Consider the following 17,852-nt stretch of genomic DNA (forward strand, 5'->3'; position numbering starts at 1 on the left):
AATGATATAATGAATTATCAAAAATTTTTAGAAGCAATAAATGAGAAAGTCTATTGTACCTCTTTGCTTTGTTTATTTTCTATCTGCACAAGAATGGGAAAATTTCCCTATGGGGACTACTGCTTTAAGCAGTGGAGACAGTCTTACTATCCAAGCTAATGGCACAACAGATTTACGCGGAAACAACCTATATAACCTCAAAAACTTCACCTACAAAACCAACGGATCAGCTTCTTCAACTCTTACTGTTAATGTAAATAGTGCGGTAAAAACCTTTTACAATAGAGGCAGTATCGATATATTAGAAAATTCAAACCTCATATTAAACACCTCAACAAATTTTGCTCCTGATATGGGTAGTTCTATAAATATTTCAAAAAATGCCTCTCTTCAAGCAACTGGTGCGGAATTTACAAGCACTGGAGGAATTCTTATTAATAGAGGAAGAACAACTTTAAATTTCCCAACAATAAATATAAAAGCTTCGGGAAATATGGGATTTTTAAACGATGGAGGAATTTTAGAGATTGATGCGAATTATTTATTCAATGGACGCACAGCAGAAGGAATTGGAGCTTATGGCGTGTTTGAAACTACAAACTCAGGAACAAGCACGATTAACCTCAAATCAGGTTATTTGTCAAACTTTGGCTATCTTTATGATATATACAGCTTTAGCGGAAAAGCAGATGGTAAAACCTCTACAAATACCATTTCTATCCTCAAGTCAAACTCTAAAGCAACTTTGATTATCAATGGAGGAGATGTTCTTAATGGAGGAGATGTAGGCGAGGCTTTTGGTTCTAGTTCTACACGTTATAGAAGCGGGGCTGGATATATCATCGCTGATGATGGAAATATAAAAATACAAAAAAACCTCACAAGCCAAGGAGCAGGTTCTCATCTATCGCAATCAAATATTTCAGATATTGTCCGATCAAAAATACAGGCTATCAACAATGGGGTCATAGAAATCGCCGGGAACTTTACAAACAAAAGCTACAGCGACATCTATCTCAATAATACAGGACAAATCAATATAGCAGGGAGTTTTATAAGCAATTCTAATACAAATATTTACTTCAGTGGAAATACCTCTGGATATGGAATCATCAATGCAAAAAGCATTGAAATTACAAATGCCAATATTTTTCTATATAAAGGAAATGCAAAGACCGATACTTCTTATATTTTCCTCAAAGCAACGGATTCTCTTGCATACAATCACTCTATATTGGGAGAAAAAGATGCTATTTCTGAAGATGGGAGTGTGAGTTTATTTTATAAGCTTCTAGTAGAAGATAAAGGAAAAACACTCGAAGTAACTTTTAAAGAAATTCCTTATTCGGGAGATTTGAGCGATATAATTTCTCAGACCACAGATATAAGCCAAAATGAAAAAGGTATTATAGATGGTTTTGATGAGAAAAAACCCATTGATGATTTTGACATCAAAAATCTAAGTGCTATACAGATAAAAAATCTAGCAAAAAATATACAATCAGGCATGGAAACATTTGTTCATAATAAAAACAATCTTTCACAACTAAGATTTCAAGCCTCATCATCAGAAGTGTTTAATAGAATGATTAGATCACATTCTGTTTTAAGCTCAAACAAATCACTTACAAAATACGCACTCAACTCTATAGATACTAGAGCCACCTATAGAACCGATGCAGGATTACCCTCTATATACTCAAAAGAAAATGACTTGACAAATTCAATATACATAAGCATTTTAGGTGGGTATCAAAAAATTACATCCGGATATGGATATGGGTATGGTGTAAATATCGGTTATGATAAATTGATTAACGAAAACTTATTTTTAGGTAGCTATGTAGGCTACAACAAAAATGACTTAGACTTAGATGTTGTGAAAATCCAATCTGATAATCTCCAAATAGGAATCTATGGACAAGCAAATTTTTCTATTTTTCAAACAGATATTATCTTGGGCTATGACTACTCCAACTCCAAGTCCATCAAAGATATCTCCATATTGTCCAAAATTTATTCAAACAATGCCGGGTATAACACAAATTCCTTTAATGGATTGTTTCAAATAGGCATACCATTTAATTTTAGTAGCAATATTATCAAACCCTACATAGGACTAGCTACAAATATTAATCACAATACTCATGTCAATGAAAAAGGAAATGCCCTAGCAAGTCAATACCTCTTTGGTACTGAAATGTGGATAAGAGGCATAATAGGCGTTGAATACATCAAGTATTTTCAAAATGCTGGATATTTTTTCATTCGCCCATCTATGCAATACACTTTTTATAACAACCAAAAGAATACAGAAGTTATTTTTCTAGGCAACACTCTAAATATATCTGCACTACCAGCAGAACACTTTGGCAATATTCTAACAGGGGCACAAATACCTATCAATGAGAGTCTTTTTATCAACCTCAATCTCTCACTCAGTGCTTCTACAAACAAAACTTTTATGAGCATAGGGAGTGCGTCAGTGAAGTTTTTGTTTTGAAGTGACACTTCCAAATCTTATCCAAAATTTTTCATAATCTCAAATCATTCCTTTATAAATATAAAAATATTTAAGTTTTTATTAATAGGGGGGGGGGCTATAATAAAAAATTAAATTTTTAGAAAAAAAGGATTCAAATGGCATATTTAGATTCAATCAATGAAAAATTAGTCTATGAGGCTAAAATTCATTGGATTATATTTGTGTACCCTATTATGATGATTTGTTTTGGCGGTTGTTTCTTTAATGAATACGATACGGCAGGTATTGTATTCATTACTATAGGCTTTGTTTGGTTTGTATATGCGATTATTTATCGCTGGACTACAGAACTAGCGATAACAGAAAAATCAGTTGTAGGAAAATGGGGGCTTATTAGAAGAGACTCTGTTGAGCTGAGAATCAATAAAGTAGAAAGCATCCGACTAAATCAAAGCATATTGGGCAGAATTCTAGGTTATGGAACAGTTATAATGATAGGAACAGGAAGTTCTTCTGCACCCATCAAATATATCAAACAACCCATTAGGTTTAAGAAAGAATTAGCATTGTTGCAAGAAAAAAGTAATCCTGCATAAATGCTTAAACCTGGCTAGAAATTCTAGCCCTATAATGTAGCTTTTATATCTCGCTCAACGAAGAATAAGAAACAATTCTCATTTGATCTTTATTAAAGATTTTTTGAAGCTTTTGAATAAGCAAAATAGAAATATCTTCTTGCACAAATAGCCTAAAAACTCCATAATCCTTTCTTCCACTTACTTGCTCTTTTTCGCTCAAAAGCATCGAGGTTGCCGCATATTTATGACAAGAAAAGTAATAAAAATCATCAAATCCATCTTCCAAAAGCAGATCTACCAAATTATCTTTATATTGTTCATCAATATAAACTTCAATCAACTTCATCCATCGTTCCTTAAAGTTTAATCTTCTTAGCAAGTATCCTAAACATAGGTGGCAAAAGCAATAAAGTAAGAGCACTTGAAGTTACCAATCCACCGAGCACAACAATCGCTAAGGGCTTCTGTACTTCTGATCCTACTCCATGTGTTAGAAGCATTGGCACCAAGCCCAATCCAGCTATAAATGCTGTCATCAGAACCGGTCTTAATCTCCTTCTAGCACCTATAAGCACCGTTTCCTCCACGCTTTTTCCTTGTTTGATAAGCTCTTTGAAATACCCTATCATCACGACTCCATTAAGCACTGCGATCCCAAAAAGAGCTATAAATCCCACACTAGCAGGTACGGAAATATACTCCCCTGAAACAAAGAGCGAAATCAACCCTCCAGTAACAGCAAAAGGGATATTGAGTAAAATAAGCAATGCTAAAGGAATGCTTTTAAATGTAAAAAATAAAATAAAAAATATCACCAAAATACTGATAGGAATAACAGTAGCGAGTTTGGCATTTGCTCTTTGCTGATTTTCAAATTGCCCTCCATAAGTGATGAAATAATTTGGCGGTAGTTTTATTTTTTCTCCGATCTGTGCTTTTATTTCATTTACAAAACCACCAAGATCTCTACCTTCAACATTACTACGTACTAAACTCAATCGACGAGAATTCTCACGTACAATACTGACTGGTCCATCAACTTCGCTAATATGTGCGATGGAAGTAATTGGAACAGCATAATCTCTATCAGAAGCCATCTCAAGACTTTTGAGTTTGGTAATATCTGTAGAAATTTCAGGATTTTGACGAATGATTACAGGAACTCTAGCAAATCCAGCAGGAATATAATCCACCATAATTCCTTCAAGGGAAGATTTCATAAATTTTGCGAACTCATCACTAGTGATACCCACATTTGCCATTGCGTGACGTTCAGGAGAGACAAAAAGATAATTCACCCCTTCATTGAGTGCGGTAAATACTTCGCTAGAACCTGGTATTTTGGTGATTATATCTGCTATTTGAGTGCTAAGTTCATTGAGCTTATCAATATCATCGCCAAATATTTTAATAGCAACATCCCCGCGTGTCCCTGTGAGCATTTCAGAAATACGCATATCAATAGGTTGTGTAAAAATAAAACTGATCCCTTTAAAGTCCTCCAAAGAGTGAGAGATTTTGGCAATCAATTCAGATTTTCCTTTGACTTGCCATTCTTTTTTGGGTTTAAAAGAAATGAACATATCTGTTTGATTGAGTCCTCCTAAATCCAATCCAAGTTCATCAGATCCTGTTCTTGCAACCATCGTTTTAACTTCTGAAACATCTTGATGAATTTTTTTTTCTATTTTTAGTATCAAATCTTTTGATTGTTCAAGAGAAATAGAAGGCGTGGTTTCTATGGTCAAAACTACATCACCTTCATCAAGCGTGGGCATAAAAGCCTTTCCAACAAATGGAAAAAGTGAAAAACTTGCGATGAGGAACAAACCTGCACCTATAAACATTATTTTGGAATGTTTTAAAGAAAAATCCAACATTGGATTATAAAGATAGTAAAAAAATCTCGTCAAAAAAGTTTCTTTATGTTCTTTTGCCTTCAAAACTATCGAACTAACAACAGGAATAACAGTCAAAGAAAGTAGAAGTGAGCCTAAAAGTGCAAATACAATACTCATAGCTAATGGACGGAACATCTTGCCTTCTAAGCCCTCCAAAGAAACAATAGGGATAAAAAAGACAATAATGATAACAATCCCGCTCACCACAGAAACAGAGATTTCTTTACAAGAACGATAAAGAGCGTGGAGTTTTGTCATAGATTTATTCGAACTTAGTTTTTCAAAAGCATTTTCAACCACCACAACAGCAGAATCAACTAAAATTCCTATAGCAATAGTAAGGCCACCCAAACTCATCAAATTTGCACTCATCCCATTAATTTTCATCAAAATAAATGCTACTGAAAGTGCAAGTGGCAATATCACACTCACAGCAACCGCTGCCCTAAAATCACCCAAAAACAAGAACAATGTAATCACTATCAATACAATTGCCTCAACCAATGCTTTAGAAACGGTATCTATAGCTTTTTTGGTCAGTTCGGAACGATCATAAAACGGATTGATACTGACATTTTTTGGCAAACTAGGTTTAATCTCTTCAAGTTTTTGCTTCACTTGAACAATAGCATCTCTTGAATTTGCCCCCTTAAGAGACAATACTAGACCTTCAGTTGTTTCACCCAATCCATCTTTTGTAACAAATCCAAGCCTTGTGCGATAGCTAGAAACAACATTACAAAAATCACCGATATGAATATAGCCTGTCTTTGTTGGAATAGTAATACTTTTGATATCCTCCTCATTGAGTGCAGCCGTTTGTATTTTTACCAAAAAAGTTTCCCCATCTCTATCCACTCTTCCTGCGCCATCATTTTTTAGATTTGCTTTTAAAATATCTTCAAGTTCTGTGATAGAAATCCCAAGCCTTGCCATATCGTTAAAATTAGGCATCACAACAATAGCCCTAGAATACCCACCCAAAGAATTTACATCCGCGACACCCTTTATCGTACGCAATGCTGGGCGAATCACAAAATCAAGCAATTGACGCTTTTGAACCTCAGGCAAATCTCCATCAATGGTGAACATAAACATATCCGAGAGTGGTGTTACAATAGGAGCAATCCCTCCTTGTACTTCATCTGGCAAATCTGGCAAAACCATAGAAAGTTTTTCATTCACCATATTTCTAGCTAGATAAATATCGATTTTATCATCAAAATCAATTGTAATATCGGCAATAGCGTATTTGGAAGTACTGCGCAAAGACTTTTGACCCTGAAGTCCCAAAAGCTCCATTTCTATAGGCTTTACAACACGATTTTCCATTTCTTCAGGAGACATACCTGGTGATTTTAAAACAATCTTAACTTGCGTAGAAGACACGTCAGGAAAGGCATCAATAGGAATAGACACAAAACTATAAATTCCAAAAAATAGCAAAATAAATGCACAAATAACCACTATAACTCTCTGTCGTAACGAAAACTCAATGATTTTTGCTAACATTATTCATCACCTATTTTATTGACGATTCCCTTCAATGCAATCAGGGCTCCTGAAGCGATTTCATCGCCCACTTTCAACCCCTCATCACTGATAAGAAACTGTTTGTCTCTCTCTTCGATAACCTTTACAGATTTTGGCAAAAAACCATCTTTAGTTTTTAAAAATATCAAATAATCTTTACCATTTTTAATGATAGCTTCTGAGGGAATAGCAATAGAGTGTTTAGGTTTAACCCCATCAATATAAACATCAGTCATTTCTCCTACTTTAAAATCGCCCGTTGTAAGCAATGCAGTTGCTAAAATCGTATTAGATGCCCTATCAAGAACAACAGAAATAGATTGAATTTCTCCGATTTTTTTGCCCTGTTCGCTATAAACAGCTGAACCTTTTTTGATATATTCAGAAGCACTCACAGGAAGTTTTATCCTAGCAAGTAAGTCATCATCGCGAGATATCCGAATATATGGCGTAAAAGCAGGAATCCGTTCTCCTGTTTTTTTAGGTGCCACAGAAAGTATTCCGCTATCCTTAGCAATGACCCTAAAACCATATTTTCCTTTTGGATTTAGAGGATCTATTCCAAATAGACTAAATGTAGATTCAATCTGCTTGACTTTTAACTCCATTTCGTTGCTAGCAAGATAGCTAGTTTGGTATTCTCTTTTTGAAATCACACCTTTTTCATAAAGCTCTTTGTCTTTTTTTGTAATATCTTTGGCAACTTTGAGTTTGTTTTGAGTATTTTGAAGCTCAAAATACAGATTACTCAAATCAAGAGAACTAATTTCATCAATTATTTCTCCTTCCTTTACCCTTTCTCCTTCACGTTTGTATAATGCTACCACTATTGCTTCAAAACTTGAACTTTGTGTCGTGGAGCTCTTGTCATTAAAATCAATATAAGCATTAAATGGTATTCCTCTAGTTGGAGCATCATTGTCTATTTTAATAACACTAATACCAAGTTTTTCTAATTGTTCAGGAGATATCTTTATCTCATCATATCCCCAAACAACACATACAAGTGATATTATAAGTAGCCATTTTTTCATTATTTTTCTCCTATAAGACTCTTGCCTAAAGTTTCCTCCAACAAAGCTTCTGTATCAATATAGTCAATCTTCGCATCAGCGAGTGTGATGAGTGAATCCATATAAGAGTTTTGATAAGCTAAATATTCAAACAATCCAATCTTTTGCGAATCATAAGCTATCTTTCCCATATCCATCAAAGATTTTTTATTTTGAATATTTTCTTTTTGGATTTCAATATATTGTTGCTTATTTTTGAGTTGTTCCATATAAGATTCTGCCTTGATTCTAATGTTGCGTTTAGTCACTTCGCTCTGTGATAATGCTCCACTTTGAAGTGCCATATATTTTCTTTTTAGATGTGTATTTTTGGGAGTTACAGGTAGGGGAATTTGAAGCTTCAATGATAGATTTGTAGAAGAATTCGCATTCTCTATCCCCGCTCCAATTTCTAAAGCACTCAACCTGTCCCTATTAGCAAGTTTAGCATTAGTCTGATAGTCTTTTGCCAACAAATCAATGATTTCCACATACAAGGACTCATCAAGGATCTTATTCACAATGTGATTTTGAATATTTACATACTCAAAACTGAGTCCAGATACTTCAATATCAGAATCTAAACCTGTATTATCACGAGAGTATTCTCCTATAAGAGTATCAATGGTTTTTTCTAAATTCACAAGCGTTGATTTTACATTTGTTTTAGCAAGTTTTGCCTCTAAATAAGAATTTCTAAAATTAATATAGTCTTTTTTAGACATACTCCCTGCATCTAGCTTTTGTTTTGCAATATCTAATTGCGATCGATAGTTATTTTCACGTTGTATGTAAATATTATACTTTTCCTTAGTGATGGAATAAGTAAGATATAATCGTTTAGCGGCGATGAAAGCAAGATTTTTTCTGAGTTCATAGGATTTTTTGTATTGGATGGTTTTTATATTCAGACTTTGACGCAACATTGAACTTACCCAAGGTAACTTAGGCGTAATCATTAAAAGTGCTGTTGTTTGAGGTTCATTGCGACCTTGCGAGTTTTTTACAACCGATATATCTGTTTCAACATATGGATAATCCCAAGAAAGTAGAGACTTTTGATTTTCTAATTGACTTTGATACTGAGCTTTGTTGCCGATGAGTTCTATAGAATTTCTCTCCACAGCTTTGAGGAATTCTTCCAAACTTATCTCCCTTCCACTTACAATACTCATCATCACACAAAAAAACAAAAACATTTTCGATAAACGCATCGCGACCTCAAAATAAAATTTCTTAAAATATTGGTTATATTAAACAACATTTCTGTTGTGTTTGTGTCAAGAATAAATCATATCTAAAACTTAAATCCCAACCAAATTCTAGCAATATTATTCTTATATCCGCTCTTATCATCAATATTAAAATAACCTAACGAAACATTGATATGAGAAAAATCAACACCTGCCAAAGCATTGAATTGGCTTTGGGAAAACAAATTGCCATTTGAATAATAATAACTCAAGCCATATTTCAAACTTAAAAAATATGTTTTTGCCCACTCATATTTAAGACTAATATAACCTGTTTTTGCCCCTCCTCCATAAACAACAGTGTTATATTCTAAGGGATTATTGTCCGAATAAATAGGTAAATTATTTGTAGAACCTTTTTTGTCGTTTTGTAAATATCCCATAGAAAAATACCAATCTTTAAAGTTTAAACCTTGTTCTAGCTGCAACAAGTAGCCCAATACAGACCCCATAGTTGAAGGAACATAACAAGCAAGACCTGCAGCACTTGCAATAAAAGGTTGATCGCATTGATCTTGTGTTTGCAGACTTGAAGCTACAAAAACATAGTGAAGCAATGTTGCAAATTTCCAATCTCCATATCCAAAGCTCCAATCTGTTTTGAAGCCAACAGCATAAAGAAGCGTGTCAAAGTAATTGTAATAAGCATTGATAGCCAAAAAATCATTGCTATATTTTATATCCAAAAAATAATTATTATTAATCCTGTAACCTTCATATTTTTCATACCAATGTTTAATATATCCAAAATGAACATTTTCTTCTGCATCCCCATAAGCTTGTCTATCAAACCAACCAGCTTGGATTGTCCAATCCTTGAATCTGTCAATCTCTATATTCACTCCCTCTAAATAATCCCCTATCCACTCTAACTTCAATGGAAATCTTCCTGCTGTAAAAGTACCCCAGGAGTTCGTATAGCGCATATACAATGTGTGTAATATTGCATTATCACTGGTATATCTAAAATCCTTAGCTTCGTCGTTATTAATACGAAAACCAACACCAATTTCATTATTATTAATATCTGAATATATATCATTATTTTTTACTTTATGTAATAGGACTACCGCACTTCCTCCAACTCCAAAATCAAACCCATAAGCACCCTTGATTCCTATGCTTAAGGTACTAAAAAGATTTGTATAACCTCCAGTAAGCTTATCGTCCTCATAACTCCCAAATCCGCCTGAACTAAAAAAACCCACTTGTGCATCAGAAATCTCAAAATAATCGTTCTCATAAGCGTTCAGCATACATAAAAAAATATGTCCTATAAACAAAAAACAGAATAAAAATCTAATAACTACTGAACTTATTGTTTTAGGCAATAGATGATTTTCAAGCAATAATGTCTTTATAGCTAACCCTTTTTTAATATTTATTAATAGAAATACTCTAATTTATTATTGCGTGCAATTATATATGATTTTATACAAAGCCTTCATCAAAAACGATTAGGTCAATCAATGGATATTGAAATTAATTTGAATTTTTTCAAAATAATGTTAAAATTTTGAAATTGATTGATTCTAAAATTTTTTAAACTTATTTCAGGGAGTGCTATGCAAAAGCCTAGAATTTTATTGCTTGGTGCAGGTTACGGATGCCTAAGTGCAGTAAAAAAACTAACACACAAAGATTTCACAAATGCTCAAATTACTCTTATCAGCAATCAGGATTACCACTATCATACAGTTTTGCTTCATGAGGTAGCCTCTGGAGCAAAGCTTAAAGGAATAAAATATCCGCTTAAAGATATTTTACCTTCGGAAATCACTTTCATTCAAGATACAATCACTCAAATCCAGCCAAGTTCAAATCAAGTGATTGGGCAAAATGGTATTTATGATTATGATTACCTAGTTATAGGACTCGGTTTTGATTCTGATTCTTTTGGAATAAAGGGGATTGAAGAATACTCTTTGAGTATGACTTCTTATGAAAGCTCTATCAATATCAAAAATCATATTGATCAAAAATTTGAAAACTACAAAAACAACAAAGATATCAATGAACTTAAATTCATAATCTGTGGTGGTGGATTTAGCGGTGTTGAATTTGCCACTTCACTCGCTCAAGAGCTAAACATCAAAGCCAAAAAAGCCGACATCCCTAAAGGAAATATAAAAATTTCCTGTATTGAAGCAATGCCACATATTCTGCCAATGTTCGACAATATTTTAAGCACACAAGCATCAAAGAGGCTTCAGGAACTTGGGATCGAGGTATTAGAAAACTCAAAAATACTAGAGTGCTTAAAAGATGGTGTAATAATTGAAAAAGATGGCAAAAGTTCAAAAATTCATGGCAACACAATCATTTGGAGTGCTGGGGTAAAAGGAAATAAAGTCATACAAAATTCTACGGAGTTTCAAAGTGCTCGTAGCAAAATAGAAATTGATGAATATCTCCATCCAAAGGAAGTCCTCCCAAATAGAGATAAAATATTTATTGTTGGAGATTGTGGAGCATTAAAAGATCCTAAAACTGGTCGTTTCCACGCCCCTACTGCACAAATCTCGGTTCGAGAAGGGGCTTATGTGGGTGAAACACTCCACTGTATTATTCAAGGGCATTCTATAGAAAAAACTTTTTATTTTGAGCCCAAAGGAAGCATATGTTCTCTAGGAAAAGGATATGGATTGGGAATTTTTATGGATAGAAAGATATCAGGATCATTTGCCTATACAGTAAAACGATCTATTGAAAATCTTTGGGTTATGAAACTTAAGAGTGTTTTAGGGATATTTTAAACAATAAGGCTAGTCTCTAAAAAATAAGGTGTAAAAAATGGTTTTCAATCTCTTTTTCTAAAAAATTTTTTGCACCATCTAGTAAAACCAATTCTTCTTAAAAATACAAGGATCTTATTTTGATGATAGATTATTCCGAGTATTTTCTGTTTGATTGCAGATAATTTTATTCTAAATACAAGCATAGATGTCATTTGTAAGTACGCTTGATTATAATTTCTAAACCAATGTTCATTTTTTCGGCGATTTGCCTTTGAAATATTTTGACAAAAAATATTGTCAAAAAAATCCATTAATAAATTATACTGTTTTAAATGGTAAAGCCGATCAACAAAAACTGGTTCTTTTAATATTTCCAAAAATAGCCTATCGTCTCTATCTATCTCTATAATCCTGTCGATGACTTCATTAAGGCTGTTAAATGAATGTACATTAATAAAAGATTTATCATTTACCCCCCCCCCCCCGGAGAGAAAAATCACTTATTTTAGGATTCCCCCAATAAATAGGAATCGTTCTAGCTCCAAATGCTTGAATAATTTTTTCTGTTGTATAGCCATTTGTGGAGGAATTTTCAAATGCTATAGTGAATTTATAATTTTTCATAAATTCATACTTACTGCTAGAAAAATCACCATTTATAATAGGTAAAGAAAAACCTATATTATTACGGTATATTCCAGCACTATCAACTTTTTTATAACTATTGCTAAGCAAGTCAAAAAACTCTTCTCGAAGCTTTGAGCTATTAGAGTGCGAATAGATATAATTACAAAACTTCGTTTTATTTTGCATAATATCATCTGTAATAATATGTTTTTTTACTGCCCTTTCCATATCTTTTTCATTTAAAAGATAAAGTGGGTAACGAATATACCTATCTTCAAAAACAATATCGTTGAAACCTATAGCATAATCACATATATTAAAATCAGGACAAATATTCTCGCCTGTAAAAAATATCCGAATACAATCATATTTTCTATGCTCATACCCAAACACTGAGTAAAGTACATAGTCAGGGTTTTCTTCTTCAATAACATTGTATTTCTTAGAGAGTATTCTCACAAAATAATTATCATAAAAACTCTCTCCTCTCCACCAATCAAGTATTTTTAACTTTATCGTAGGTTTCAAAATTTAAGCCCTTCTATAATTTTATCTTGATCTTTTTGTGAAAGACCCATATAAATAGGTAAGCATAAAATACGATTTGAGATATCCTCAGCAATAGGACAATCCTGATGTACAAGATTAAAACGCAAGGTATTTAGAGCAGGATAGAAATATCTTCTAGGGAAAATATTTTTTGCTTCTAAAGTTTTTAAAACATTGAGTAATTTCTCCTCATTTTCAAGCAAAATGGGAAAATAATGGAAGTTATTGTTCGCGTATTTGGATATTTTTTGAACACAAAAAAAGTCTTTAAGTTCTTTATAGTAATACTCCCATATTTTTTGACGCTCCTGAAAAATAATATCCATATCTTCAAGTATACAAAGACCCATAGCTGCATGAAACTCACTATTTTTAGCATTAATCCCAAGCAACTCTGGGAAACTATTTGACAAACCAAAGTTAATTATTTTTTTTGCCTTAGCTATGAGCTCCTTATCTTTAGCTATCAGTGCACCTCCTTCAATGCAATGAAACAACTTAGTGGCGTGAAAACTTAAAGTAGATATATCGCCGTAATTAAAGACACTTTTGTTTTTATATTTCACTCCAAAAGCATGAGCAGCATCATAGATAATTTTGAGATTGTGCTTTTTAGAAATTTTATCTATAGATTCCGCTTCGCATGGATTTCCAAAAACATGTACAGGCAAAATAGCCTCCGTAGCAGATGTGATAAGTGGTTCTATTTTTTGCTCATCAATGCAAAATGTTTCAGAATCAATATCACAAAATATTGGCTTTAAACCTTCCCATAAAAGAGTGTTTGTAGTAGCAGCAAAGGAAAATGGTGTAGTGATAACCTCTCCTTTTATATCTAAGACTTTATAGGCAATCTGAAGTGCCAAAGTTCCATTGCTCACTAAAAGCAAATTATCAACACCTAGATATTCACACAATTTTTCTTCTAACTCTATGCTAAGGGGACCAAAATTTGTCAAATGGTGATTTTTCCAAATCCTATCAAGATATTTTTTGTATCTATCCATATCTGGTAAATAAGGTTTATTTACATTGATTCTATCCAAAACTTCCAACCTTTAATGTTATTATTAGTCAAATTATACCACCATTTAAAGCAATCAAAAAAGCTACAAATACTATCAAAACATACTATCAACGATGAAAATTTATTGTCATTCTTGATTTTAGAAGGCTTGATAAGTTTAATTCTCCGCATTTATAATTGCCTATCAGTTTGTTAAAGGTTTTTAATAGACAGGTGTTATTAAAACAATAATCAATCATTCTTATAAGAGGATTGGTTTTAAAAAAATCATCAAATCAATCTTTTATTAAAATTTATTTGAGAAAAAGAACTTCTGAAAAAATCCAAAATTCCGTAAAATCTCACACTAACATATCGAACAAATCAGACAAATAAAAACATATCAATTTTACAAAAAAACAAAAGCCTAAGATGATCTTAAAATCCTTTTAAAAATATTTTATTTTCTGCATAATTATAAAAATTCACTATTAATCACATCTAAGCTGAGTTTATTTAATGTCCGATTAAAACTATCATTTCGACAAAGTATAGGACATTCCGCACAATTGATAGATTCATACACTTCTCTTATTCTTGAACCCTTCCATATCTCTTCCAAACTTTGTTCTCTTAAATCTCCTAGAAAATGTTTTTCACTTTGCCTAAAATGCAAACAAGCCCAAACCTTAAAATCTGCACTAATAACCGTGGAAAAGAACATTCCATGACATTTATCATAACCACGATAACTCACATCAAACATTTCTTTGTATTTTTGATAACTTGCGACAATTTTAAAATCATCATCTTCATATTTTTTCTTAAGCTCTTCAAGACGAGGTAAAATATCTAAAGTATCTCCTGTAAAAGGTCTAAACTGTGCAAAATCTGCACCTCGTTCTTTAACAAGTTTCACAAAAGGTTCCATATCATCTTGCGTAAGCTTAGAAGTGAGAAAGCCTACGCCAAAGCTTGTTTTTGAATTGAGTTCTTTTTTTATTTGAGCAAACATTGCAATATTTTCAAGTGTTTTTTCAAAATGATGGGGTTTCATTCCGTGTATTTTTCCATACATCTCAGGACTTCCAGCATCCAAACTTATTCTAAAATATTCAAGATTTTCAGCGATTATTCTAGCTTTGTTTTCATCTAAACTCATTCCGTGAGAATTCAATCCAATATTCATTCCAGCTTTCTTTATCAGAGAAATGGCGTACTCAAAATAAGGGCTAATAGTGGGTTCACCTCCGCCAGATAGGATTACACCTTTATTATCCAAACTCTTAAGTCCTTCGACTACTGCTTCAACTTGCTCTTTTTCTAATTCAGCATTATTTTCATTATGACCACAACATCCAGGACAACGATGATTGCATTTATTGGTGAGATCTAATTCGGTGACCACTAATGTCTTGTGGGAGTTAAAAAAATAATCTATCTTATTAGTGTACCGCAGTATCTTTTCATCTGAATTGAAATTGTTTATTTTTTTCATCTAAGCTCCATTGTTTGTTTTATTCTTCTAACAATTTCAGTAAATATTCTCCATATCCACTTTTTTCAAGTCTTTGTGCTCTTTGTCTTAATATCTGAGCATCTATCCACCCATTGTTATATGCGATCTCTTCTATACATGCGATTTTATAGCCTTGTCTATGTTCAATGGTCTGAACAAAACTACCGGCTTCAACTAGGCTATCGTGAGTTCCAGTATCTAGCCATGCAAAACCTCTTCCTAAGACTTCAACATTTAACTTATGATTTTTCAAATAAGCAATATTTACATCTGTAATCTCTAGCTCACCTCTAGGAGATGGCTTAAGCGAACTAGCAATTTCTATGACTGAATTATCATAAAAATATAGCCCCGTCAATGCGAGATTACTTTTTGGCTTTTGTGGTTTTTCCACAATAGCAATGGGTTCAAACTCTTTTGTAAGCTCAACAATACCAAACCTTTGGGGATCTTTTACAGGATAGGCAAAAACAACTGCTCCACCTTTTTTTGGATCCAATTTTGAAGATTTCTGAAGTAACTGACTAAAGCCTTGTCCATAAAAAATATTATCTCCCAAAACAAGACATACACTATCATCAAGAATAAAATCCTTTGCCAAAATAAAACTCTCAGCAAGTCCATTTGGCTCAGGCTGAACACAATAACTTATAGACATCCCCAACCAACTTCCATCAGAAAATATTTCCTGAAATTTACCAATGTCTTTGGGGGTAGAAATAATCAAAACTTCACGAATTTTTGAAAGCATCAGAACAGACAAGGGGTAATAAATCATCGGCTTATCATAGATAGGGAGAAGTTGTTTGGATATTGCAAGGGTAGTAGGATAAAGTCTAGTGCCATTCCCCCCAGCTAAAATAATCCCTTTCAAACAAACTCCTCACTGCATTTTATTTAGGCATTCTAACTTAAAGTTTTTGATATTTATCTTAATGCTTAGGGTTGGAAATTCTCTTTATCATCAACAAAGAGAGATGACAAAGAGATAAATGCTACTTAGTTACGATAGTTTTGATTCCATTATTGCTATAAATAAGTATGCGTTTAGTTTTGCCTTTATATTTATCAAGTGCTTTTGTAAAATCTGCAGTACTTTTTATAGAAATATCCTCAATTTGAGAAATAATATCTCCTTGTGCAAACCCAGCATCCTCTGCAGGAGAGTTTTCTGCAACAGAACTAACGATAACGCCATTAATATCGTTTGGAATTTTATTTCTTTGTCTGATCTGAGGTGTGAGTGCTTCGACCTTTAATCCGCTTAACTGTCCTTGCATATTACCTTTAGGAACACTGACTTCTTTTTTATTACCACTTTTTCTCTCATCTAATGTAATCGTAACTGTATGTTCGACTTTATCTCGAATATACTTGACCACAATTTTTTGATTAGGAGCTAAGGAGCCAATAATATTTTTAAGTTGTGCAGCATCTTTTATTTTCTTGCCATCAACTTCTGTAATCAAATCCCAAACCATCAAACCTGCTTTTTTTGCTGGTGAATCTTTTTCTACACTTATAACAACAGCACCTTCTTTGTCTTGATAAGTGTTTCTTAGACTATTATCAACATCTTGTATGCCTACGCCCAAAAATCCTCTCTCGACTTTACCATTTTTAATAAGCTCTGTTGCAATTGTTTTGACCATATTTGAAGGAATGGCAAAGCCAATGCCATGATTTCCCCCTGTTCGGGAAATAATTGCAGTATTAATTCCAATCAAAGCACCCCTACTATCAATCAAAGCACCTCCTGAATTTCCAGGATTGATAGAAGCATCAGTTTGTATAAAATTCTCATAATTGTTGATTCCCATACCATTTTTATTAAGAGCTGAAACTATACCCTGTGTTACGGTTTCACCTACACCAAATGGATTTCCTATAGCAAATACTAAATCTCCAACAAGCAAATCTGAGCTATTAGCAAACTTTATATAAGGTAGATTTTTTTTGTTGATGCGAATCACTGCAAGATCACCATCTGGATCAGCTCCTACCAAAGTAGCGGAATATTCCTCTGTGCTTCCAGGTAGAGTAACAGTAATCTTATCTGCTCCATCAATAACATGATTATTCGTAATAATGTATCCATCTGAGGAAATAATCACTCCACTTCCCAATGCTCTTTCAACTCTATCTTTTGGTATTTGACTATACATATCTCCAAAAAACTGTTGAAAAAATGGATCATTAAACATTGGATTATTGGCTATTTGATTTTTTATTTTCTTTTGAGTAGAAATATTAACTACTGCTTTTGTTGCTTCTTTTACAGAATTATTATAAGAATAAACCATATTAGGAGCTACATCTGGAGCAATACGTTTATTCACACTTGGAACATCTTCAATTGCAAAGGCATTCAAACTCAAAGCACCTGCCAAAACAGCACTAACTAAAATTTTATATTTCATTTCAAACTCCTTATTGATAACTAAGAACAGATTCTAAAGCAAAATCATAAATATTTAAAAAACTAAGTGTTTTTTTATATTTTTTTGATACACACTAATTTTTAATAGCTAAGGAAAACATCCAATCCAAACAAAATAATAGCAGATAAAATAACTAACCCAACAATCAACAATACTAATACAATTTGGAA

At 33.0% G+C, this 17,852-nt stretch carries 14 protein-coding genes; 3 read left to right on the forward strand and 11 right to left on the reverse strand.

The features are described 5' to 3' along the window. Positions 1–40 precede the first annotated feature (40 nt). Positions 41–2,503: an autotransporter family protein gene (locus Q5I06_RS05765; protein WP_305517142.1), complete on the forward strand. Its 2,463-nt coding sequence runs from the start codon at positions 41–43 to the stop codon at positions 2,501–2,503. A 137-nt stretch (positions 2,504–2,640) separates the two neighbouring features. Further along, complete coding sequence (locus tag Q5I06_RS05770; RefSeq protein ID WP_305517141.1) at positions 2,641–3,081, forward strand: PH domain-containing protein; 441 nt, start codon at positions 2,641–2,643, stop codon at positions 3,079–3,081. 43 nt (positions 3,082–3,124) lie between these two features. On the opposite strand, the gene Q5I06_RS05775 is transcribed toward Q5I06_RS05770, so the two are convergent. The 5 genes from Q5I06_RS05775 to Q5I06_RS05795 all read right to left on the reverse strand — a co-directional run bounded on the left by Q5I06_RS05775 (position 3,125) and on the right by Q5I06_RS05795 (position 10,151). Further along, positions 3,125–3,409, reverse strand: coding sequence for a DUF3240 family protein (locus Q5I06_RS05775; RefSeq protein ID WP_305517140.1), 285 nt, complete (start codon positions 3,407–3,409; stop codon positions 3,125–3,127). Between the two features lie 10 nt (positions 3,410–3,419). Further along, positions 3,420–6,476 (reverse strand): efflux RND transporter permease subunit, encoded by a 3,057-nt coding sequence (locus tag Q5I06_RS05780; protein WP_305517139.1) that lies wholly within the window; start codon positions 6,474–6,476, stop codon positions 3,420–3,422. Continuing rightward, positions 6,476–7,531 (reverse strand): efflux RND transporter periplasmic adaptor subunit, encoded by a 1,056-nt coding sequence (locus Q5I06_RS05785; protein WP_305517138.1) that lies wholly within the window; start codon positions 7,529–7,531, stop codon positions 6,476–6,478. The genes Q5I06_RS05780 and Q5I06_RS05785 overlap by 1 nt, the downstream gene beginning before the upstream one ends. Continuing rightward, positions 7,531–8,763, reverse strand: coding sequence for a TolC family protein (locus tag Q5I06_RS05790; protein WP_305517137.1), 1,233 nt, complete (start codon positions 8,761–8,763; stop codon positions 7,531–7,533). Before Q5I06_RS05790 ends, Q5I06_RS05785 begins: the two co-directional genes overlap by 1 nt. Positions 8,764–8,846: 83 nt before the next feature. After that, on the reverse strand, positions 8,847–10,151 hold the full coding sequence (locus Q5I06_RS05795; RefSeq protein ID WP_305517136.1) for an Opr family porin: 1,305 nt from the start codon (positions 10,149–10,151) through the stop codon (positions 8,847–8,849). Between the two features lie 216 nt (positions 10,152–10,367). Between Q5I06_RS05795 and Q5I06_RS05800 the strand changes: the two genes are divergently transcribed. Next, complete coding sequence (locus Q5I06_RS05800; RefSeq protein WP_305517135.1) at positions 10,368–11,558, forward strand: NAD(P)/FAD-dependent oxidoreductase; 1,191 nt, start codon at positions 10,368–10,370, stop codon at positions 11,556–11,558. Positions 11,559–11,602: 44 nt separating this feature from the next. Here the strand turns inward: Q5I06_RS05800 and Q5I06_RS05805 are convergent, their stop codons facing one another. The 6 genes from Q5I06_RS05805 to Q5I06_RS05830 all read right to left on the reverse strand — a co-directional run bounded on the left by Q5I06_RS05805 (position 11,603) and on the right by Q5I06_RS05830 (position 17,661). Continuing rightward, positions 11,603–12,040: a hypothetical protein gene (locus tag Q5I06_RS05805; RefSeq protein WP_305520918.1), complete on the reverse strand. Its 438-nt coding sequence runs from the start codon at positions 12,038–12,040 to the stop codon at positions 11,603–11,605. Beyond that, a complete protein-coding gene (locus Q5I06_RS05810; protein ID WP_305520919.1) occupies positions 12,006–12,695 on the reverse strand; it encodes a glycosyltransferase family 10 domain-containing protein in 690 nt (229 codons plus the stop codon). The genes Q5I06_RS05805 and Q5I06_RS05810 overlap by 35 nt, the downstream gene beginning before the upstream one ends. Then, positions 12,692–13,762 carry a DegT/DnrJ/EryC1/StrS family aminotransferase gene (locus Q5I06_RS05815; RefSeq protein WP_305517133.1) on the reverse strand — a complete coding sequence of 357 codons (1,071 nt, stop codon included), beginning with the start codon at positions 13,760–13,762 and terminating at the stop codon, positions 12,692–12,694. The genes Q5I06_RS05810 and Q5I06_RS05815 overlap by 4 nt, the downstream gene beginning before the upstream one ends. A 435-nt stretch (positions 13,763–14,197) precedes the next feature. Further along, a complete protein-coding gene (locus Q5I06_RS05820) occupies positions 14,198–15,220 on the reverse strand; it encodes a radical SAM protein (protein ID WP_305517132.1) in 1,023 nt (340 codons plus the stop codon). A 19-nt stretch (positions 15,221–15,239) separates the two neighbouring features. Further along, entirely contained in the window at positions 15,240–16,115 is an 876-nt protein-coding gene (gene rfbA, locus Q5I06_RS05825; RefSeq protein WP_305517131.1) for a glucose-1-phosphate thymidylyltransferase RfbA, read from the reverse strand. Positions 16,116–16,236: 121 nt separating this feature from the next. After that, a complete protein-coding gene (locus tag Q5I06_RS05830; RefSeq protein ID WP_305517130.1) occupies positions 16,237–17,661 on the reverse strand; it encodes a Do family serine endopeptidase in 1,425 nt (474 codons plus the stop codon). Positions 17,662–17,852 lie beyond the last annotated feature (191 nt).

Source organism: Helicobacter cappadocius, from assembly GCF_030688855.1.
In the GTDB taxonomy this organism is placed as follows: domain Bacteria; phylum Campylobacterota; class Campylobacteria; order Campylobacterales; family Helicobacteraceae; genus Helicobacter_J; species Helicobacter_J cappadocius.

Excerpts from the sequence above, each read along its gene's own strand:
- Q5I06_RS05785 (WP_305517138.1), bottom strand. The coding sequence starts at position 7,531 with ATGAAAAAATGGCTACTTATAATATCACTTGTATGTGTTGTTTGGGGA.
- Q5I06_RS05780 (WP_305517139.1), bottom strand. The coding sequence starts at position 6,476 with ATGTTAGCAAAAATCATTGAGTTTTCGTTACGACAGAGAGTTATAGTG.
- Q5I06_RS05765 (WP_305517142.1), top strand. The coding sequence starts at position 41 with ATGAGAAAGTCTATTGTACCTCTTTGCTTTGTTTATTTTCTATCTGCA.
- Q5I06_RS05820 (WP_305517132.1), bottom strand. The coding sequence starts at position 15,220 with ATGAAAAAAATAAACAATTTCAATTCAGATGAAAAGATACTGCGGTAC.
- Q5I06_RS05770 (WP_305517141.1), top strand. The coding sequence starts at position 2,641 with ATGGCATATTTAGATTCAATCAATGAAAAATTAGTCTATGAGGCTAAA.
- Q5I06_RS05775 (WP_305517140.1), bottom strand. The coding sequence starts at position 3,409 with ATGAAGTTGATTGAAGTTTATATTGATGAACAATATAAAGATAATTTG.
- Q5I06_RS05790 (WP_305517137.1), bottom strand. The coding sequence starts at position 8,763 with ATGCGTTTATCGAAAATGTTTTTGTTTTTTTGTGTGATGATGAGTATT.
- Q5I06_RS05800 (WP_305517135.1), top strand. The coding sequence starts at position 10,368 with ATGCAAAAGCCTAGAATTTTATTGCTTGGTGCAGGTTACGGATGCCTA.
- Q5I06_RS05830 (WP_305517130.1), bottom strand. The coding sequence starts at position 17,661 with ATGAAATATAAAATTTTAGTTAGTGCTGTTTTGGCAGGTGCTTTGAGT.